General features: G+C 65.4%; 17 protein-coding genes. 8 read left to right on the forward strand and 9 right to left on the reverse strand.

Annotation, left to right across the window (positions count from 1 at the left end; genetic code table 11):
• The first annotated feature begins 371 nt into the window (after window positions 1-371).
• On the forward strand, window positions 372-1,742 hold the full coding sequence (locus IVA80_RS34645; protein WP_247439608.1) for a TIGR03808 family TAT-translocated repetitive protein: 1,371 nt from the start codon (window positions 372-374) through the stop codon (window positions 1,740-1,742).
• Between the two features lie 30 nt (window positions 1,743-1,772).
• Here IVA80_RS34645 and IVA80_RS34650 read toward each other — a convergent pair whose 3' ends face one another.
• From IVA80_RS34650 to IVA80_RS34665, 4 genes are all read right to left on the reverse strand, one after another.
• Window positions 1,773-2,381: a TIGR03809 family protein gene (locus tag IVA80_RS34650; RefSeq protein ID WP_247439609.1), complete on the reverse strand. Its 609-nt coding sequence runs from the start codon at window positions 2,379-2,381 to the stop codon at window positions 1,773-1,775.
• Between the two features lie 482 nt (window positions 2,382-2,863).
• Window positions 2,864-4,573: a S8 family serine peptidase gene (locus IVA80_RS34655; protein ID WP_247439610.1), complete on the reverse strand. Its 1,710-nt coding sequence runs from the start codon at window positions 4,571-4,573 to the stop codon at window positions 2,864-2,866.
• Between the two features lie 15 nt (window positions 4,574-4,588).
• Complete coding sequence (locus IVA80_RS34660) at window positions 4,589-5,278, reverse strand: hypothetical protein (protein WP_247439611.1); 690 nt, start codon at window positions 5,276-5,278, stop codon at window positions 4,589-4,591.
• Window positions 5,275-5,844: a sigma-70 family RNA polymerase sigma factor gene (locus IVA80_RS34665; RefSeq protein WP_247439612.1), complete on the reverse strand. Its 570-nt coding sequence runs from the start codon at window positions 5,842-5,844 to the stop codon at window positions 5,275-5,277. Before IVA80_RS34665 ends, IVA80_RS34660 begins: the two co-directional genes overlap by 4 nt.
• 355 nt (window positions 5,845-6,199) lie before the next feature.
• On the opposite strand from IVA80_RS34665, the gene IVA80_RS34670 reads away from it, so the two are divergent.
• Both IVA80_RS34670 and IVA80_RS34675 read left to right on the forward strand, forming a co-directional pair.
• A complete protein-coding gene (locus IVA80_RS34670; RefSeq protein WP_247439613.1) occupies window positions 6,200-7,357 on the forward strand; it encodes a GGDEF domain-containing protein in 1,158 nt (385 codons plus the stop codon).
• A 63-nt stretch (window positions 7,358-7,420) separates the two neighbouring features.
• Window positions 7,421-8,524 (forward strand): DUF2336 domain-containing protein, encoded by a 1,104-nt coding sequence (locus IVA80_RS34675; RefSeq protein WP_247439614.1) that lies wholly within the window; start codon window positions 7,421-7,423, stop codon window positions 8,522-8,524.
• Between the two features lie 11 nt (window positions 8,525-8,535).
• Here the strand turns inward: IVA80_RS34675 and IVA80_RS34680 are convergent, their stop codons facing one another.
• The gene (locus IVA80_RS34680; protein WP_247439615.1) at window positions 8,536-9,174 is read right to left on the reverse strand and encodes a DUF1109 domain-containing protein; all 639 of its coding nucleotides are present in this window, start codon (window positions 9,172-9,174) and stop codon (window positions 8,536-8,538) included.
• A gap of 2 nt (window positions 9,175-9,176) precedes the next feature.
• Entirely contained in the window at window positions 9,177-9,722 is a 546-nt protein-coding gene (locus IVA80_RS34685; protein ID WP_247439616.1) for a sigma-70 family RNA polymerase sigma factor, read from the reverse strand.
• A gap of 288 nt (window positions 9,723-10,010) precedes the next feature.
• Between IVA80_RS34685 and IVA80_RS34690 the strand changes: the two genes are divergently transcribed.
• The 4 genes from IVA80_RS34690 (at window position 10,011) to IVA80_RS34705 (ending at window position 14,329) form a co-directional block, all read left to right on the forward strand.
• Window positions 10,011-10,655, forward strand: a complete 645-nt coding sequence (locus IVA80_RS34690) for a hypothetical protein (protein ID WP_247439617.1) — start codon at window positions 10,011-10,013, stop codon at window positions 10,653-10,655.
• A 138-nt stretch (window positions 10,656-10,793) separates the two neighbouring features.
• The gene (locus tag IVA80_RS34695) at window positions 10,794-11,573 is read left to right on the forward strand and encodes an enoyl-CoA hydratase (RefSeq protein ID WP_247439618.1); all 780 of its coding nucleotides are present in this window, start codon (window positions 10,794-10,796) and stop codon (window positions 11,571-11,573) included.
• 188 nt (window positions 11,574-11,761) lie between these two features.
• Window positions 11,762-13,192, forward strand: a complete 1,431-nt coding sequence (locus IVA80_RS34700; RefSeq protein ID WP_247439619.1) for a TolC family outer membrane protein — start codon at window positions 11,762-11,764, stop codon at window positions 13,190-13,192.
• A gap of 174 nt (window positions 13,193-13,366) precedes the next feature.
• A complete protein-coding gene (locus IVA80_RS34705; RefSeq protein WP_247439620.1) occupies window positions 13,367-14,329 on the forward strand; it encodes an amidohydrolase family protein in 963 nt (320 codons plus the stop codon).
• A 4-nt stretch (window positions 14,330-14,333) separates the two neighbouring features.
• On the opposite strand, the gene IVA80_RS34710 is transcribed toward IVA80_RS34705, so the two are convergent.
• The 3 genes from IVA80_RS34710 to IVA80_RS34720 all read right to left on the reverse strand — a co-directional run bounded on the left by IVA80_RS34710 (window position 14,334) and on the right by IVA80_RS34720 (window position 20,473).
• Window positions 14,334-17,450 (reverse strand): CusA/CzcA family heavy metal efflux RND transporter, encoded by a 3,117-nt coding sequence (locus IVA80_RS34710; RefSeq protein ID WP_247439621.1) that lies wholly within the window; start codon window positions 17,448-17,450, stop codon window positions 14,334-14,336.
• Window positions 17,451-17,670: 220 nt separating this feature from the next.
• Window positions 17,671-18,915 (reverse strand): efflux RND transporter periplasmic adaptor subunit, encoded by a 1,245-nt coding sequence (locus tag IVA80_RS34715; RefSeq protein WP_247439622.1) that lies wholly within the window; start codon window positions 18,913-18,915, stop codon window positions 17,671-17,673.
• Between the two features lie 145 nt (window positions 18,916-19,060).
• A complete protein-coding gene (locus IVA80_RS34720) occupies window positions 19,061-20,473 on the reverse strand; it encodes a CoA transferase (RefSeq protein ID WP_247439623.1) in 1,413 nt (470 codons plus the stop codon).
• A 54-nt stretch (window positions 20,474-20,527) separates the two neighbouring features.
• Between IVA80_RS34720 and IVA80_RS34725 the strand changes: the two genes are divergently transcribed.
• Complete coding sequence (locus tag IVA80_RS34725; protein ID WP_211379005.1) at window positions 20,528-20,815, forward strand: hypothetical protein; 288 nt, start codon at window positions 20,528-20,530, stop codon at window positions 20,813-20,815.
• The last annotated feature ends 75 nt before the right edge of the window (window positions 20,816-20,890 follow it).

A 20,890-nucleotide genomic window follows, 5' to 3' on the forward strand; every position in this document is an offset into this window, starting at 1 on the left:
GTCCCGATGAAGTGCCGACCGCGATCTTGCTACGAAACGCAGCCCTCAAGGCTTCGGTGGGCATCGATCCGATCGATCGGCGGCCCAGCTCGGGTGGCCACCCGGGCTGGGCCATTCCTCACGGAACGAGGCCATCCTACCTCGGCGCGCTAATACAAGGGTGGGCAAAGGCGCACTTGCGCCGTGCCCACCATGATCCGCATCCGCGACGACAATGGTGGGCACGCTTCCGCTTTGCCCACCCTACGGCACCTTCCCTTGGGTAAACACTTAACCCTACCGCGAACAATCCTCACGGCCCCGGCCGCCCCACCCCATTTCTGCGCTACCTAATCGGCGCGGACACTCCCGCGTCCGCCGAAGGACGCGTCATGACCCTCAACCGCCGTCATCTCATCGGAGCCTCGGCCACCGGCATCGCCGGCGCGCTGGCCATGCCCGTCGATGCTGCGCGCGCAGCGCCGCTGACGTCCCTGCTCGGCCGCGATGCGACCCAATATGGCGTGCGTCCCGGCAGCAGCGAGGACCAGACCCGCGCACTCCAGCGTGCCATCGACGAGGCCGCGCGGGCGCAGGCGCCGCTGGCGCTGCCGCCCGGCGTCTACCGCAGCGGATTGCTGCGGTTGCCGAAAGGTGCGCAGCTGATCGGCGTGCGCGGCGCGACCAAATTCGTCTTCACCGGCGGAGCCGCGGCGATCCAGAGCGACAGTTCTGACGCAATCGGCCTCACCGGCATCACCTTCGACGGCGGCAGCATTGCGCTGCCGGCGCGACGCGGGCTGATCCATTGTGTCGGCGGCCGCGACGTACGGATCGTTGATTGCGAGATCAGAGGCTCCGGCGGCAGCGGCATCTGGCTTGAGCAGGTGTCCGGCGACATCTCCGGGAATATTTTCACCAACATTGCCGTGACGGCGGTAGTCTCGTTCGATGCACGGGGCCTCAGCGTATCCCGCAACACCATCGTCGGCACCAACGACAACGGCATCGAGATCCTGCGCACTGCAATCGGCGATGACGGCACGCTGGTCACCGACAACCGCATCGAGGACATCAAGGCCGGCCCCGGCGGCTCCGACCAGTACGGCAACGCCATCAACGCCTTCCGTGCCGGCAACGTGATCGTGCGCGGCAACCGCATCAGGAATTGCGACTATTCGGCGGTGCGCGGCAATTCGGCCTCGAACATTCAGATCACCGGCAACAGCGTCAGCGACGTGCGCGAGGTCGCGCTGTATTCGGAGTTTGCGTTCGAGGCCGCGGTTATCGCCAACAACACGGTCGATGGCGCCGCCGTCGGCGTCTCCGTCTGCAATTTCAACGAGGGTGGCCGCATCGCGGTGGTCCAGGGCAACATCATCCGCAATTTGATCCCGAAGCGGCCGATCGGCACCGCCCCCGACGACGATGCCGGCGTCGGCATCTACATCGAGGCAGACACCTCCGTGACCGGCAACGTGATCGAGAACGCGCCGTCCTACGGCATCGTCGCCGGCTGGGGCAAATATCTGCGCGACGTCGCGATCACGGGCAACGTGATCCGCAAGGCGCTGGCCGGCGTCGGCGTCTCCGTGGTTTCCGGCGCAGGCACCGCGCTGGTCAACAACAACATGATCTCGGAGACTCCGCGCGGCGCCGTGGTTGGGCTCGATCACGCGCGCGCGGTGACGTTGGATCTGTCGGCGGACGGCGCGCAGCGGTTTGCGCAGGTGGTGGTCGGTGGCAATGTGGTGCGGCGATAGGTGCAGCGCCTTGTATCTCGCTCCCAAACGCTAGAACGCGTTGCGCAGCAGCGGATATCTCGCTTCCAGGCCGTCGAGGCTGAAGGTGAATTCGACGACGCGCTCAGGGGCTGCGACGATTTCGGCGGCGGGCGGGGAGAACTGCGGCAGAAGCGTTGCCATCGCAGCAGGCGCCGTAGGCGGCGCCATGGCAGCGGGCACCTTGAGCAGTGTCACCGCAGCGGGCACGGCGAGCGGCGCTTCGGTGATTTCGGAAAGAACGTCCGGCTTGGGCTCGAGCCTGACCGGCACAGCGGTCTCTGCGGCGATGTGGACGGCCTTCGGCTGCACGGCCTGCGCCTGTTGCTCGCGCGGAAACATGCGGGGCATGGTCGCCGGCGACCAGCCGAATGCGGGAGAGACGCTCGCGGCCGCCGCGGCCACATCAGCGCCGGTCGCGAGCGCGCGCCAGGTCTGGACGGCGCGCTTGGCTTCCTGGATGTTTTCGAGGAATGCGATCTCGGAGTGATACCGGCGCCAGCGTCCGGTTTCGAACATTTCGGAAAGATGTTCCAGCCGCTGCTCGGCGAGAGCGCACCAGCGTGCCGCAATGGCGCAGCCACCAGCCACGTCGCGAACAGCCTCTTGGCGATGTGTCATAAACCAGCCCGTCAGGAGAAAGATACGGACGCGACGCAACGCACACGAATCAATTTAGAGGCGACATGAATATTTTGTGGAAAAGTTTTGACTTGTCCAGCAACGACGCGGCACTCGCCATCAAATACCGTAGTCGTGCGGAGATTTGCTGTGTTCTCGAGTCAAGCTCCGCACAAGCATAACCGGCTTGCGGGGCGCCCCACAGGACGCTGACCCTGGGCGCAGCCGCGATCGTTCAACCGGAAGCTGATCGCGCGCAGCGGTTCAAGAAATCAGCCCCCTAAAAAGAAAAGACCCGTCCGGGGGGACAACCGGACGGGTCGAGCCATATGGGCGCTTGGGGTGGATGGGCGCTCGCGCCTAATATGACTTATGGGGAGGGATGACCGCTCCCACATATTTTGGTCGTGGCAGGACGCTGAACGTTCAATGCGGCGATTGATTTTTTGGTCTTCGCGCCGCGTGCATCTTTGTCGCAGCCGCTATCGCGTCGCCGGCCTATCCGCCTGAGAAACCGTGGATTTATCGTCGGCGCTCGACAGCGGGGGTTGTTCAATTGCGCGGACGCCAGGCTCTTCGCGACGCTCCCGCATATCTTCACGTTTTGTTGTACCGGACGCAGCCGCAACTGGCGTCGCGCTGTCGGCGGGAACGGCCATGACCGCGGCAAACGCGTCAGCCTCACCGTCGCCGAAGAGATCATCACGCCCGGCTGAACCGAGGTCGCGCGCGGTCTTCGCCAGCGTCATGCGCAGCGCTTCCGGCTTCAGGGCGTAGTTGCGCTCGAGCAGCAGCGCCGCGACGCCGGAGACATAGGCGGCCGAAAACGAGGTTCCCGACGTCACCTGATATTTGCCGTCAGGCGCCGGCAGGAAGATGTCGACGCCAGGCGCCGCCAGCGCGATGTAATTGCCGCGGTTGGAGCCGGAGAACAGCTTGTCCTGCCGGTCGGTCGCGCTGACCGCGATCACGTTGGGATTGGCGGCCGGATAGAGCGGCGGCGATTTCGCGCCGGCATTGCCGGCGGCCGCGATCAGCACCAGCCCGCGCGCGGCAGTCGCCGCGATGGCGCGCTCGATCAGGGCATCCTTCGGACCGGCAAAGCTCATATTGACGATCTGCGCGCCGTGCTCGGCGGCGTAATTCAGCGAGCGCAGGATGATGTAGGACGAGCTCTGGGCTCCGCCCGTCGTGCCGCCGAAGGCGCGGATGGCGATGATGCGCGCCTCGGGCGCGCTGCCCATCAGCTTGGCATGCGCCACGATGGCGCCGGCAATGCCGGTGCCGTGGACATGCGGGCCGTCGCTGCTGCCGAGCGCATCAAAATTGTCGGCGACGGAATGGGCGAGCTCGGGATGATTGGCGTCGATGCCAGAGTCGATCACGGCAACGGTCACGTTGGCGCCGTGCGCCAACGTATGCGCCTGCGGCAGACGGAGCCTGGCCAGCGCATATTGCGCAGGATCGCCCTCGGTCGGCACGGACGATCTCTGGTCCTGCAGCAGGTAGCGGAAGTTCGGCTGGAGCGAGCGCACGCTGCCCTCGGCGGCAAACTCGCGCTGCACCGTCTCGGATGGCCGGCCGTCAGTGATGCGGAACAGGCCGAACGTCGCCCCAATCAGCGGGAAATTCTCGGATGCGACCCGCATCAAGCCGTGGCGACGCGCAAGCTCGTTGGCCTCGGTCACCGACAGCGCGCTGTCGATCTCGGCGACGAATTCATTGGCAAAGGTGCGCAAGTCGACGGCGGCGGGCATGTCGCGGCCCCGCCCCTTGCCGGCGCTCTTCTTGCCCGATTTGCCTGCGCCGTCGCCGCCTGCGTTCGGCTGCGCCAGGCATTCGCCGTCGGCATCGCGGTAGGGGGCGGTGCAGGCCGGATAGAGGTTCGGCGAATAGCGCGCATAGGGCAGGACCGGCGTCGGCCCCATCCGTGCGGTGACCCGGGGCGTCGTGGCAAGCGCACGCGGGCCGCGGTCGACACTGACCGCCCGCGCGGCAACACCGGGACCGATGCGCGGGGCGATGCCGGGAGAGATCGTCGGCATGCGCGAGGGGACGCTGATCGCCGGCGTGCGCATGATCGCCTGCGCCTGCGCAACCTCGGCGCCGAGACAGGCGGCGAGCAAGAGCGCAGCTCCAGCCGACGAAGCGTAGGCCCTGCCTCTTACCCCGCTCTCGGACTTGCGTGTCATCGGCCTGGAGGCGCCTTACGGCGCCGCGACGGCGAGATTGACGAACTTCTCGCGCTGCATCCTGCCGAGCAGCGAGGCGAGTTCGTCGTGGCTCATCGCCTTGTCGAACTGGAGACGGAACATGCCGCCCTTGGCATCACCGATGATCGAAGCCTGATAGCTGTCGAGCAGCGCGGTGATGTCCGCGACGCGCGCCTCGGGCGTGAAGCGCACCAGCGCGCGCGCGGGTGCAGCTCCAAGCTCGCGCGTGATCGGTGCGCCGACCGACAGCGAAGCGGTCTGGAAGGTCGCGGTCTGGGTCTTCATCAGCACGGCGCCGATGATGCCGGCCTGGAGCAGCAGCGCGACGGCACCCAAACTCGCCGACCAGGCCAGCGTGCGTGGCGACAGGCTCGCAAAGAAGGTCGCGATGCGCGCAGAGAGCGGCAGCGAACCGGCTGCCCGCGCCGGCTCGGCATCGATCGCAGCAAACAGCTTCTGCATCGCGCGCGCCGACGGAGCACCGAGGCTCTCGTTCAGATGGATGGTCTCTTCGTACTCGCCGCGGATCGCGGCATATTGCTTCGCGAGCTCGGGATCGCGCGCCAGCGCTTCCTCGACGCGGCGGGCATCGCGCGCGTTCAGCGTGCCGGCGGCGTGCCAGGGCAGCAGCAGTTCAATTTCACTGGGCTCGTGCTCCAGCATCTTCTTGCTCAATGCCATCATGGCCAGCCTCGCTCAACGCCGGCTGCCTTCAGCAGTTCGGCCAGTTTCTTGCGCGCATAGAACAAGCGCGTCTTCACAGTGTTCTCCGGGATGCCAACGATTTCGGCCACCTCTTCCACGGACTTCTCGTGGTAGTAGACGAGATCGACGATTTCCCGATGGTCCGGCGAGAGGCCCGTCAGACAGTCTCGCAACGCTTGACTGGTATCCTTCTTCTGCACCACCGTTTCCGGATCGTCGGACGTGTCCTCGATCGCGTTCGCGGCTTCGTCGTCCAACTCAAAATCCTTTCTGCGCCGGAGCGCAGACAGGGCCTTGAATCGGGTGATTGCCAGCAGCCAGGTTGAAACGGCGGACCGGCCCTCGAACTTGCCGGCTTGACGCCAGACGTCGAGAAACACCTCACTGATGAGGTCTTCCGCCGCCTGCTCGTTCCGCACGAGCCTCAGCCCAAACCTGTAAACCCTAACATGGTGCCGCCCGTACAGCACCTGCATGGCGAGGCGGTCACCTTGAGCGATCCTCGCGATCAGGACCTCGTCCGAAGCCGCCTGTGTCACGCTCAAAGCCCGTCTCGCAAAGTTGGTCGGGTCGACGCGGCGGACGGTTCGACGGGAGGAGCGAAATTCTTCAACCTACCGCAGTCACACGGGCGCTTGTGTGATCTACCCCACATACGCGAATTTTCCTTTTGCCACTCGCGGCGGTCGGCCGTATCGCCCGAGAACGGTAATATAGTAATGATGAACTTTCCTGCGCAGCGCTTCCGACATGATGGAACCATAGCAGCCCTGCACGACGTATGTCTCACCAAGCCTTGCCCTGTTGCGCGCTGCACCGTTTGGATTCGGTTACAAAGGATACCAAACCTAAAGGCTTGCCACGTAGATTTTTGGACTGACATCCACCATTGGCGGGACAATGAGCACGGCCGCGACGTCCTTACCGGAGAGGAATGCCGCTGAGGTCGCGGATCTCGTTATTGCGCCCGACGCAGCTGCACCCGAAGTGAGGGCACGCCGGGTCCGGCAGCGCCGGCAGATGTATGTCGGCCAGGTCGCAAGCTACTCGCTCGGCGCCTTCGTGCTGCTGCTCTATGCCCATGACGGCGCCATCCGGATCAACGTTCCGTCGCTGTTCTGGATCGGCGGCCTGATGATCATCGGCATCTTCGTCGTGATGTCGGAAGCCGGCGTCGGCGACGGTCACGCCGACCACTATCTCACCGTCTTCCAGATCTCGGCGCACATGGCGCTGCAGTTCATCTTCCTGGTGTCGGTGCCGACCATCGGCATCGCCTTCATCAGCGTGCTGTTCCTGATCTTCGCCTTCGGCACGCTGCGCATGACCTCGGCGCAGGCGATGTTGACCTGGGCGATCGCGACGGCCGGCCTCGCAGCCGTCTTCCTCGCCTCCGACCTGCCCATCGGCATGCCAGTTGCCACCAAGCTCCAGCGCACCGCCTCGATGCTGTGCTTCGTGCTGGTGATCGGCCAGTGCGCCACCCTCGGCCTGTTCGGCGCTACGCTGCGCAAGATCCTGTACCGGCGCAGCGTCGAGCTGAAATCCGCCTATCAGCGCATCGAGGAGCTCGCCGAGCTCGACGAACTCACCGGCTCCTACAACCGCCGCTGCATCATGCGGCTTCTCGACGCCGATATCGAAAAGTCGCGGCAGGCATCGACGCCTTGCGCGATCGCGCTGATCGACCTCGACTGGTTCAAGCGCATCAACGACACCCACGGCCACCCCGTCGGCGACGAGGTGCTGCGCACTTTCGCCATCACCATTTTTGCAAACATCCGCCCGGCCGACTGTTTCGGCCGCTACGGAGGCGAGGAATTTTTGCTGCTGCTGCCGGGCACCGACGGCGGCGCGGCGGCGCGCATGCTCGAGCGGCTGCGCGGCATCGTCGCCGATCTCGACTGGAGCGCATTTTCCCCCGGCATGCGGGTGACGATTTCCGCCGGCGTCGTGACGCTGCGCGACACCGATACTGCCGACACGTTTCTCGCACGCGCCGACAGGGCGCTTTATTCCGCCAAGGCGCAAGGGCGCGACCGAATTGCAACGAGCTGACCAATCCATTTCCTCCCGCCGCGTGAGAATCCGCCGCCGGGCCAAACGCTCCAGGACAGGGCAATGAGATCCAGATCCGCAAGACCATCGGAGAACCTGCTGGAGGAATTGCAGGCCGCGCTCTCGCACGGCACCGTCGCGCGCCGGGTCGAGGCCCTGCGCCGCGTCACCGATCTGTTCGTGGGCAACGCGATGGATTATTCCGACGAGCACATCAGGGTGTTCGACGACGTGTTCCAGTGCCTGATCGAGCGGATCGAGACCTCGGCGAGAGCGCTGCTCGCAGACCGTCTCGCGCCGATCGCGGCCGCCCCGCCCAAGATCATCCGCACGCTCGCGCTCGACGAGGTGATCGAGGTCTCCGGCCCCGTGCTCTCGAAATCGGAACGGCTGGACGAGGCGACGCTGATCGAGATCGCGCGCACCAGGGGCCAGGCGCATCTCAAGGCGATCTCGCTGCGGCGGGTGCTTTCGGAAGCGCTGACCGACGTGCTGGTGACGCGCGGCAACGAGGACGTGGTGCAATCGACTGCCGGCAATCCGGGCGCGCAGCTCTCCGAGGGAAGTCTCACCGACCTCGTCACGCGCGCCGAACGCGACGATGAGCTCGCCACCTGCATCGGCCTGCGGCCCGACCTGCCGCGCCATCACTACCTGAAGCTGGTCGCCAAGGCGTCCCTGAGCGTGCGCAGGAAGCTCGAGGCCGCGCATCCGGAGCTCGCGGACGAAGTGTCCAGCGTGGTCCAGGAAGCGACCCAGCGGGTCCGCGCCGCCGCCATGACCAAGCAGACCGAAATGGCGCGCGCGCTGGTGAAGTCGCTGCATGACGACGGCCGTCTCAACGAATTCCAGGTCACCACCTTCGCCGAGCAGGGCAAGTTCGACGAGACCAATGCAGGGCTCGCGGCACTCGCGGGCGTCGCGGTCGAGACCGCCGAAACCATGATGATCGAGAGCCGCACCGAGGGCGTGATGATCCTCGCCAAGGTCGCGGGCATGCAATGGTCGAGCGTCCGCGCGATCATCGCCATGCGCGAAAAGCTCTCGGGCGGCTCGCAAAGCGACATGCTGACGCTGCGCGATGCCTACGAGGCCCTGCGCAGCTCGACCGCGCAGCAGGTGCTGCGCTTCCACCGCATGCAGCAGGGCACGACGCCGGCGGCGTGAGGCCGGCGCGGCTAGTAGCGCAAGACTTTCGACCCCACCAGTGCACCAATCGCCGTCACCAACGCGGTCGCAAGCGTGTACCAGGTCGCGACGAACAGCGGGGAATCGTCGGTGCAGTGCGAGGCGTACAGCGTCGCGGCTAGGCCGGCTGACACCAGGCCGGCGAGCGCGCCGGCGAGCGCGGGGTGCGACGGCGCCCCGTGGCGCAGGCCGAACAGCGCCCCGGCAAGCAGCGGCAGCGACATCGCAGGGATCGCGAGCAGGCATACCCTGGAGTTCTTGCCCATCAGCCGCATCGTCATCGGCATCGCCGGGGCCATCATCGTCTCGCTGCCGATCGCAACCGCAAGCAGCCCGACGGGAAGCAGCAACAGCCAGCCCCAGCCGCGCATCAAGGCTTCGGGCCGCGACAGATGCAGGCTGACGATGATCGCAGGGATCGCGAGCGAGAGCGTGACCGCGAACTTCATGTCGAAGAACGGATTGTGCATCGCGCTCATCACGTCGTGACGCACGCCGAGAAACGTCGCGAAGATCAGGATCGACAGGGGCGCGGCGACCAGCAGCGCCATCGTCAGCACGGCGCCGACGCGCGGCGCGCGATGGGCGTTGTCGGCCGCGAGCGTGCGAATGAGTTGATCGGTATCCATGACTACTGGTCCCGCAGTTTGGCGGTCAGCGCCGCAAGTCCGCGATGCAGCGCGACCCGCACCGCGCCTTCGCTCATCGAATATTTCACGGCCGTGTCCTTGATCGATGCGCTGTCGACGGCGATCGACTGCAACACGTCGCGCTGGCGCTGCGGCAGCGTATTGAGCTGGCTGGCGACCTCGCCGGCCGAAGCGGTCTCGTGCGGCACCTCGCCCGGCAGCATCTCGGCGAAATCGTCGATGTTGACGAAGACCCGCCTGCCGCGCCGCCGGAGCGTATCGATCAGCTTGTTGCGCGCGATCGCAAACAGCCACGGGGCGAAGGGGGCTTCGCTGTCCCAGGTGTGCCGCTTCAGATGCACCGCCAACAAAATCTCCTGCACGATATCCTCGGCCTGATCGGGAGGCTGCCCGGCCCGCGCCAAGCCCCGCCTCGCGGCAGCGCGCAGCACAGGCGTGACCGCCTTCAACAGGCGATGATACGCCGCATCATCGCCCGCCATGGCCGACCGCATCAGGCCGGTCCACTCGTCCTCACGTCCGCGCACGTGCGCCCTCACCATGCAATTCGGCCGCTCTTTCAATTTGTTACGCCGGCAGCAGAAAAATCACGAATTCGTGATCTACGCGCGCGTCGTCACTCGATGCGGCCGCAAAACCCGCGACGGCTCATAACACCGATCGGTCCCGTCCGCATCCGGCGGCCGGCTGCGAGGGGCGGTTTGCCCCGCTTTTGCCCGGAGTAGCCCGAAGATTCCCATTTTCTGCCCCGCTGTGGTCACGCCCCAGGGTCTCTGTTCGGTCCCGGGACGGGCGGAATTGGGGAGATCGTCAACATGATGAAAGCCAGCGGGCGCGCGGCATTGATTCTTCTTGCCGGCCTTTTCGTGCTGTTCGGAGCCGCGGCACAGGCAGAACCGAACTCAGCGGCAAGCAGCAAATCGGACAACGCAGGCAAACAGGCCGAGGCAGTCAAGCCGAGCAAGCAGCGGCGCGATGCTTCGCGCCACCGCGACAGCGGCAAGACGGCGCAAAAGTCCGACGACAAGGCCGAGAAGCAGGACGGTGCGGCAAAGGCCGACAACGACGTGCCGGCCTCGAGCCAGATGCCGCCGGAAGTCGCCAACGCCAAGGCGCAGATCGCCGCAACCGATACGCCGACGGCTGCCGCTGCGTCCGCGATGACCGGCCGCGCCAACGACAACGTTCAGGCAGCGGCCGATAATACCGCCGCCCCGAATGACGAGACTCAAGTGGTGGCGCCCGATCAGCTCAATGACATCGACCGCGCCGTGCAACAGGGCAATCCGCCGGCACAGAAGGCGGCGATTGCCGCAGCCGACGCGCAGCCGCGGCCGGCCCCGGTGATGGCGAGTAGTCAGAACTCGGCCTGGGACCAGAGCTCCCTGATCGGCAAGATCTTCATCGGCGTCGGTACGCTGCTGACGCTGGCCTCTGCCGCGCGCATGTTCTTGGCCTGATTTTTGGCCTGAGGGGACCTCGTCCGGAACGCGCGTCTCGCCGCGTTCCGGCGGCCTTGTTCCGACGGCTTTGGACCCCCTTGAAGCTCACCGCGCCAGCGGGCACATTGCCTGCCCAATCAAAAGCGTGGGTGGAGCATGAGCACGTTCGAACACATCATCGTCGAGAGCAAAGGCGCGGTCGGCATTATCAAGCTGAACCGGCCGAAGATGCTCAACGCACTCTCCTTCGGCGTCTTCCGCGAGATCGCGGCGGCCGTCGAGGATCTCGAGGCCGATGACGCCATCGGCTGCATCGTCGTGACCGGCAGCGAGAAGGCCTTTGCCGCTGGCGCCGACATCAAGGAGATGCAGCCGAAAGGCTTCATCGACATGTTCTCCGAGGATTTCGCCGCGATCGGCGGCGACCGCATCGCGCGCTGCCGCAAGCCGACCATCGCCGCGGTTGCGGGCTATGCGCTCGGCGGCGGCTGCGAGCTCGCCATGATGTGCGACTTCATCATCGCCGCCGACACGGCCAAGTTCGGCCAGCCCGAAATCACGCTCGGCACCATTCCCGGTATCGGCGGCACCCAGCGGCTGACCCGCGCGATCGGCAAGTCGAAGGCGATGGACCTCTGCCTCACCGGCCGCATGATGGATGCGGCGGAAGCCGAGCGCAGCGGCCTCGTCAGCCGCATTGTGCCCGCTGACAAGCTCATGGACGAAGTCATGGCCGCCGCCGAGAAGATCGCATCGATGTCGCGGCCCGCCGTCGCCATGGCCAAGGAAGCGGTCAACCGCGCCTTCGAGACCACGCTCGCCGAGGGCATGAGCGTCGAGCGCAACCTGTTCCACTCGACCTTCGCGCTGGAGGACCGCTCCGAGGGCATGGCGGCGTTCATCGAGAAGCGTAAGCCGGTGAACAAGAACCGGTAACACCGCGAGCGGTCAGGCTAGTGTAAGACTCTGCCGCCCTCCTGCAGAAACCCTGTGACGCACCTGCAACAAGCACGGAATACATGGGGGTTTTCCCCGCGGCAGTTTGCCTGCGGGACCTCGGCTGGCTAAACAGTTAAGAGGGCGGCTGTCGGCGGGGGCGGACAGCCAGGATTTAGCGGGATTACATGATTGGGCGTGCCGCCAGAGCTGGTCGCGTGATGACGCGGCATCGATCGGGCGTGGGTGTTGTGCTTGCGACATGGACCACGCTGGCGCTCTGTTGCGCCCTGCCCTCCGCCGCACGGGCGGAAGCCCTGCCGGAGGCGCTCGCCAAGGCCTACCAGACCAACCCGCAGCTCAATGCCGAGCGCGCGCGGCAACGCGCCACGGATGAAAACGTGCCGCAGGCCCTCGCCGGCTACCGGCCGCAGATCGTGGCGAGCCTTAGCGCCGGCCTGCAATCGGTGCGCAATTTGCTGCCCGACAACACGATCCAGACCGCCAATCTGAAGCCGTGGGTCATCGGCGTCACCGTGACGCAGACCCTCTTCAATGGGTTCCGCACCGCCAACAGCGTACGCGCTGCGGAACTTCAGGTGCAGTCCGGCCGCGAGGCTCTGCGCAATGTCGGCCAGGGCGTGCTGCTCGACGCGGTCACCGCCTACACCAACGTGCTGGCCAACCAGTCACTGGTCGAGGCGCAACGCTCCAACGTCGCGTTCCTGCGCGAGACGCTCTCCGTCACCCAGCGCCGCCTCAACGCAGGCGATGTCACGCCGACCGACAGCGCCCAGGCCGAGGCGCGGCTCAACCGGGGGCTGGCCGATCTCAACGCCGCGGAAGTCGCGCTGGCGGTGAGCCAGGCGGTATACGCGCAGGTGATCGGCAATGCGCCATCGCAGCTTCGGGCCGCCGAAGTCGTCGACCGCTATCTGCCGAAGAGCCGCGAGGATGCGCTGACGACGGCGATCCGCCAGCATCCGGCAGTGATGGCGGCAGGCTTCGACGTCGATGTGGCCTCGACCAACATCCGCATCGCCGAAGGCGCGCTGCTGCCGAGCGCCAGCCTCCAGGGCAGCGCCAGTCGCAGCCGCAACAACGACCCGACGCTCGGAACGTTCGCCGAGGACCAGGCCTCGATCGTCGCCAACGTCACCGCGCCGATCTACGACGGCGGCCAGGCCGCCGCGCAGACCCGGCAGGCCAAGGAGATCACGGCGCAGAGCCGGCTCGTGCTCGATCAGGTGCGCAACCAGGCGCGCACGGCGGCGACCAGCGCCTGGGCTGCCAATGAGGGCGCCAAGATCGCGGTCTCCGCTTCCGAATCAGAGGTGAAGGCGGCGACCGTCGCGCTCCAGGGCGTGCAGCGCGAGGCCGCCGGCGGGCAGCGCACCACGGTGGACGTGCTGAACTCGCAGGCCGATTTGATCCAGGCCAAGGCCCGCCTGATCGGCGCGCTGCGCGACCGCGTGATCGCCTCCTACACGCTGCTCAGTGCCGTCGGCCATCTCGACGTCAAGACGCTCAGCCTCAACACGCCGGACTATCTGCCCGAGGTGCACTACCAGCAGGTCCGCGACGCCTGGCACGGCCTGCGCACACCGTCGGGGCAGTAGACGTTCGCCAATATCTGCTCAGGTTCTCGCGTCTCGACGCGACACCTGGCTCTGATTGATGCTCCCGCGACGATCGGGCGACCATCAAAGCGACGCCGGGTTGCGTAAGAGGCGCACCTGCTCCCGGGCGAAATATGATATCTATCCGGAAACGATAAATGCGGGAGAGAAACCATGCTCAACCGACGCAGCGTCCTGCTTGCCTCCCTTGCCGCCGGAGTTGCCATGACCAACAAAGCTCACGCCCGTGCGTCGCAGCCCGCGACGCCGGTCAATTTCGACGTCCCGGCGCATGCCTGCGACTGCCACACCCACATCCATGGCGATGTTGAAAAGTTTCCGTTCTTCGCGGGGCGCGTCTATACGCCGGAGCCGGCGAGCCCTGAAGAAATGGCCGCGCTGCACAAGGCGTTGCATATCGAGCGCGTTGTGATCGTGACGCCGAGCGTCTACGGCACCGACAACTCCTCCACCTCGTTCGGCATGAAGGCGCGCGGCGCGACCGCACGCGCAGTCGCCGTGATCGACGACAAGACGACGGAAGCCCAGCTCGATACGATGCAGCAGGACGGCTTCCGCGGCATCCGCCTCAATCTCGCGACCGGCGGCGTCAACGATCCCACCGTCGGCCGGCCACGCTTCACCGCCGCGGTCGAGCGCATGAAGGCGCGCGGCTGGCATGTGCAGCTCTACACCACGCTGCCGATGATCTCGGCGATCAAGGACCTTGTGCTGTCTGCGCCCGTGCCCGCTGTGTTCGACCATTTCGGTGGTCTCGAGGCTTCGCTCGGACTGGAGCAGCCGGGCTTTGCGGACCTGATCGAGCTCGTCAAATCCGGCAAAGCCTATGTGAAGATTTCGGGAGCTTATCGCTCGTCAAAGCTCGCGCCCGACTATCAGGACATGGTGCCCTATGCGCGTGCGCTGATCGCGGCCAATGCCGACCGCATCGTCTGGGGCACCGACTGGCCGCATCCGGATTCGAGCCGCGTCGAGGGACGCAAAGCCACCGACATCGCGCCGCTCTACCAGATCGACGACGGCCGCCTGCTCAATCAGCTTCCGGCATGGGCGCCGGATGCAGGCGTTCGCAAGAAGATCCTGGTCGACAATCCGGCGCGACTTTACGGATTCTGAGCCGTCAGCGCGCGCGGCGGGAGAAGAAGGAGATCAACACCGGCAGCGTCACCAGAATCACGATCGGGGCCAGTATCATGCCGGTCACCACGACTACCGCGAGCGGCTTCTGCACCTGCGAGCCGATGCCTTCCGACAGCGCCGCCGGCAGCAGGCCGACGCCTGCGACGACGCACGTCATCAGCACCGGACGGAGCTGCAATTCGCCGGTGCGTATCACTGCGCTCATGCGGTCCATGCCCTCGTCGATCAGCTGGTTGAACTGCGACAGGATGATGATGCCATCCATGACCGCGATGCCGAACAGCGCGATGAAGCCGATCGCGGCGGAGACACTGAAGGCGGTGCCGGTGATCAAAAGTCCGAGCACGCCGCCGAAGATCGCCATCGGGATCACGCTCATGGCGAGCAACGTGTCGGTCATCGAGCCGAAATTGAACCAGAGCAGGACGCCGATCAGCGCCAGCGAAATCGGCACCACGATCGACAGCCGCCGGATCGCGTCCTGAAGATTGCCGAACTCGCCGACCCAGTCCATGTGCGCGCCGGGCGGCAACTGCACCTGCTCGGCGATCTTCTGCTGCGCCTCGCGGATCGCGCTGCCGAGGTCGCGCTCGCGCACCGAGAACTTGATCGGCAGATAACGTTCCTGCTGCTCGCGATAGATGTAGGCGGCGCCGGAAACGAGGCTGATGCTGGCAACTTCGCTCAGCGGAATTTGCGTGACGGTCCCGTTCGGCCCGGGCGCGCCGATCCGCAAATTCTGGATCGCCTCGGCGCTCCTGCGGAATTCCGGCGCAAGGCGAACGATGATCGGGAAGTGACGATCGGAGCCGGGCTCATAGAGATCGCCCGCGGTATCGCCGCCGATCGCGACCTTGATGGTGGCGTTGATGTCGCCGGGAGCGAGCCCATAGCGCGCGGCCTTGGCGCGGTCGATGTCGATCTGGACGGTCGGCTGGCCGAGCGAGGTGAACACCGCAAGGTCGGTCACGCCCTGCACGGTCGCCAGCACCGACTTGATCTTGTTGGCGGTGTCGGTGAGCGCCTGGAGATCGCTGCCGAACAGCTTGATCGAGTTCTCGCCCTTCACGCCGGAGACGGCTTCGGAGACGTTGTCCTGGAGATATTGCGAGAAGTTGAACTCGACTCCGGGGAAGCGGTCATCGAGCTGCTTGAGCAGTTGCGCTGTCAGCTCTTCCTTGTCGTGCGTGCCGGGCCATTGGCTGGCGGGCTTCAGCGGCGCGAAGAATTCGGCGTTGAAGAAGCCGGCGGCGTCGGTGCCATCGTCGGGGCGGCCGTGCTGCGACACCACGGATTCCACCTCGGGCCGGGCGCGGATCACCTTGCGCATCTCGTTGACGTAGGAATTGCCTTCCTGAAGCGAGATGGTCGGCGGCAGCGTGGCGCGGATCCAGAGATTGCCTTCTTCCAGCTTCGGCAGGAATTCGAGACCGAGCAGCCGGCTGAGCGCAACCGTCATCAGCACGAGGCCGATCGCGCCGCCGAGCACGATGTTGCGATTGGCGACCGCCCAATTCAGCAACGGCATGTAGAGCCGGTGCAGGATCAGCATGACTTTGGTCTCGGTCTCCCTGACATGCGCGGGCAGGATGATCGCGGATAGCGCAGGAGTCACCGTGAAGGTGGCCAGCAGGCCGCCGGCCAGCGCGTAGGCATAAGTGCGCGCCATCGGCCCGAAGATATTGCCTTCGACGCCGGAGAGCGTGAACAGCGGCAGGAAGGCCGCGATGATGATCGCCGCGGCAAAGAAGATCGAGCGCGAGACGTCGGCCGCGGCGCTGAGGATGGCATGGCTCTTCATGCCAAACAGCGTCTCGGACGACATCTGCTCGGACTCCGACATAGGTGTCGTCTGCGTCAGGCGGCGGAAGATCGCCTCCACCATGATGACAGTGGCGTCGACGATCAGACCGAAATCGATCGCGCCGACCGACAGCAGGTTCGCCGATTCCCCGCGCAGCACCAGGATGATCACCGCGAAGAACAGCGCGAACGGGATGGTGGCGCCGACGATCAGCGCACTGCGGAGATCGCCGAGGAATATCCATTGCAACAGCACGATCAGCAAGATGCCGACCACCATGTTGTGCAGCACGGTGTGGGTGGTGAGGTCGATCAGATCTCCGCGGTCGTAGATGCGCTCGATGCGCACACCGGGCGGCAGGATGCTGGAGTCGTTAATGGTTTGAACGAGTTGGTGGACGCGCTTGATGGTCGGCGTGCTCTGCTCGCCGCGACGCATCAGGACGATGCCCTGCACGATATCGTCGGCCTCGTCGAGACCGGCGATGCCGAGACGCGGCCTCTGCCCGACGGTGACGGTGGCGACGTCCTTGACCAGCACCGGATTGCCGCCGGTCTGCGCCACCATGGTGTTGGCGAGGTCGTCGATCGAGCGGATCAGGCCGACGCCGCGCACCACGGCCGATTGTTGGCCGATATTGACGGTGTTGCCGCCGACATTGACGTTGGAATTGCCGATCGCCTGGAGCAATTGCGGCAATGTCAGGCCGTTGGCGACCAGCTTGTTGAAATCGACCTGGAGCTCGTAGGTCTTGCTCCTGCCGCCCCAGCCGGTGACGTCGATCACGCCGGGCACGGCGCGGAAGCGGCGCTGGAGGATCCAGTCCTGGATGGTCTTGAGGTCGAGCACGCTGTAGTTTGGCGGACCGACCAGACGGTAGCGGAAGATTTCGCCGATCGGGCTGAGCGGCGAGATCTGCGGCTGCACATTGCCCGGCAGCGGCGCGAGCTGCGCCAGGCGGTTCAACACCTGCTGCAACGCCTCGTCATAGGTGTAGGCGAAGGAGAACTGGAGTTTGACGTCGGAGAGGCCGTAGAGCGAGATGGTGCGAATAGTCGTGAGGTTCTTCAGACCTGCGACCTGGGTCTCGATCGGTATCGTGATGTAGCGCTCGATCTCTTCCGCCGACAGGCCCGGGCTCTGCGTCACGATGTCGACCATCGGCGGCGTCGGATCGGGATAGGCCTCGATGTTGAGCTGGTTGAACGCGATCAGGCCGCCGATCAGCACGGCGACGAACATGCCGACCATCAGGAAGCGCCGGTTGACGGCAAGGGCGACGAGACGATCCATTCAGGTCTTCAGGCTTCTCCCTCTCCCCGCTTGCGGGGAGAGGGTTGGGGTGAGGGGGATTCTCCGCGAGGACGGTGAGAGTTCGACTCGCCGAGCGTCCTCCTCACCCGGATTGCACTGGACGACGCCTTGCGTCGCCAGGCGCAATCCGACGTCTCCCCGCAAGCGGGGTGAAGTGAAATCGCGCGCTGAGCAACTGATTCAATCAAGCGTCACTGCTCTAGCTGCCGGACGCCGCGCGGTCGATGAACAGGCTGCCCCTGGTGACGATCTGCTCGCCGGGTTGCAGGTTGCTGGTGACCTCGACGAGATTGCCATTGATGAGGCCGATCTTGATCTGGCGCAGCTCGACCGACTTGTCCTCGCGCGCGACCCAGATGCGGACCTTGTCGGCCTCGTAGATCAACGCCTGTTTCGGCACCGCCGGTGCGGCACGGTCGCCGGCCGAATAGATCGTGACGTTGGCGAACATCTCGGGCTTGAGCAGCCCGTCCTTGTTGTCGATGGTGGCGCGAACCAACAGGCGGCGGGTGCTGGGATCGATCGCGGCGGCGACGTAGTTGATCTTGGCGGTCAGCGGCCGGCCCGGCAACGCCATCACGTTGACGGTGATGTCCTGCCCGATGCACACCGCGGCAGCATCGCTCTCGCGCACGAAGGCGGTGAGCCAGACCGTGGAGAGGTCGCCGATCACGAAGACCGGATCGCTGGCACCGGAATTGACGTACTGGCCGGGACCGATCTTGCGCTGCACGACCGTGCCGGAGATCGGCGAATAGATCGTGACCTCGGGATTGATGGCGCCCTTGTCCTGGAACGCCTTGATGGTCTCGTCGGTGAAGCCGAGGATGCGCAGCTTGTTGCGCGCAGCCTCCAGCGCCGTCGCCGAGGAGCGCATGTCGTTCTGCGCCTGAACCTGGGTCGCTTCGGCCTGCTGATAGTCCTTCAGCGGGATGGCATGGCCCTCATAGAGGTCCTTGGCGCGCTTGAACTGGATGTCGGCGAGATCGATCGCAGACTTCGCCTTGTTCTGCGAGCTCATCGCCGCGATGAAATCGTTCTGGGCCTGCACGGTGTCGGCGGCCTCGATCGTGAACAGCGGTTGACCCTGCTTCAGCATCTCGCCCGGCTTGGCGAGCAGCTTGGTCACCCGTCCTGCATAGGGCGAGAACACCGGCGTCGAACGATCCTCGTCGACCGCGACCTTGCCCTCGGTGACATATTCGGCCCGGAAGGTCTTGGCCTTGACCGGCTCGATCGTCAGCGTCGCCCATTCGGACGGCGTCGGCGTAAAATTCTGCGCATTCCTGCGCGACTGGCTGGAGATCTCGGAGTGGCTCTTCTCCTTGGCCCCCGCACGCAGGAAGCCATAGGCACCGGCGCCGGCGAGTGCCAGTAAAACTACGGATGCGATCACCCGTTGTTTTGTAAACACCTGCAATCTCTTGGTATTCTCAACTACCATGGGGCCCGGTCTAGTCTGCGACGATCCCGGCAAATGACTGCCTCATCGGTCGCGCTAATAGTGCCGAATTGAGATTTCAAACAACCTAAAAAGTACCGATCGCCTCGAGGTTTGCGTTAAAACTTTGCGCCGCGTCAGCTCCACGTCAGGTTCGCTCCGGCCACTCAGGTGGATGAGCGCCGAGAGGCATCGCGGGACGGCTCCATCGTGCCGGCGTCTTCGACAGCAGCGCTGAATGGCGCACCGTCTTCAAGGTGCCGAAGCCAGATGGCATGGTCTCGATGAATGCAGCATGTACAGCCTCGTCCGCAATATCCGGGGTGTTCAGGCCGCCGTCGAGCCGGCCGAGATTCCACAGCCAGCGCCCGGTCTGGGCCAACGACACGCGCACGTGCCAGCTCCCGCCTTCGCCGGCCTGGCGCACCTTGGCCATCATCGCGCCGAACGCCATCAGATAGCCGGTGGCGTGATCGAGCATCTGCGCCGGCAATTCCTTCGGCTCGTCGATTCCGGCGGCCTGCCCCTCGGCGTGGTTGAAGCCGGTCGTGGTCTGCACCAGCGAATCGAAACCGCGCCGCTCCGCCCAGGGGCCGGCATGGCCATAGGCCGACAGCGTGACGTAGACGATGCGCGGATTGATTTTCGCTGCGTCCTCGGGCGCGAAACCGAGGGCAGCAAGCGCGCGCGGGCGATAACCTTGCGAGAAGATGTCGGCCTCTTTCAAGAGCTCGCGCAGTTGCGCACGCCCGGCCTCGCTCTTGAGCTCGACGAAACTGGTGAGCTTGCCGCGGCCGGTGTCGATGGTGAGCCAGGGAATTGCGGGCAGCTCGGGCCCGGAGACAAGCAGCACATCCGCGCCGTGCGCGGCGAGCGTTCGGCCGGCGACGGGGCCCGCTATGACGCGGGAGAGATCGAGCACGCGCAGGCCGGAAAGCGGACGATCGCTGTTCGACAATCCTCGAGGCCACGGCTTTGGCGGGGCATCGCCGATCTTCTCGATCGAGATCAGCGGCAGCTCAGCCAACGCACGTGCCTGCGGCAGCGCGGACCATTCGTCGTAAGAGCGCATCAGGGCAACGACGCCGCCCGCGCCGTAGGCCGCAGTTTCAAAATCCTCGCCCTTCCATTGCATCAGCGCTGCCTGCACCTTCTCACGTTCGGGTTCGCAGGCGAGCACCTTGCAGACGGCGTCGCGGTGATGCGGGAAATTGGTGTGGCACCGGACGAAGCGGCCGTCGCCGGTCCGATAGACGCCGGCGATGGCGTCCCAGGCCGGGGGCGGCGGCTTGCCCTCGAGGCGCAAATAACGTTCCGAGCGGCATTCGACGATGGCGTGGCGCACGTCGACATGGACGTCCTGCGCCTCTTCGCTGCGCAGCCTCCAGATTTCGGCAGCGGCAAGACCGGCCGCAGCGATCGTCGTTTGTCCGGCAACGGCAACACGACACGAGGATGGGATCTGCGGCTCCTCGCCCGTCAACCGCACACGGCCGAGCGCGGCAGGATCGCCGCCGACGGAGGTCCAGATATCGCTGAGAATGTCGGCGGGGCTTTGCATGTCCGCTTCTCTCCCTTACTTTTGCGACCATCCATCAGCACATAAGGGAAAGCAATGGCCGCCATCGATCCCCTCACCGCGGGCGCCGTGTTCATCGCAACGGCGGCCACCGACGCGGTCTATGTCATGTTCACCTCGGCCGTGATCGCGCGCAAGCGCGTGCCGGCGGCGAACTGGAGCGCGGTCTGGTACCTGCTCTCCTCCTATGCGGTGATCAGCTACACGGAAAACGCCTTCTATGTCGCTTTCGCGGCGATCGGCTCCTGGGCCGGCGCCTATGTCTCGCTGACCTTCCTGCACCGCCCGCCCGGCGGCCCGCCGGTGGGCGCGGCGCCGGAGTAAGGGGGAAATCGTAGGGTGGGCAAAAAGCGAAGCGTGCCCACCGCTTTCGTGCACGTTGGTGGGCACGGCGCTTAT

Origin of the sequence: Bradyrhizobium sp. 139 (assembly GCF_023074175.1) — a bacterium.
Lineage (GTDB): Bacteria > Pseudomonadota > Alphaproteobacteria > Rhizobiales > Xanthobacteraceae > Bradyrhizobium.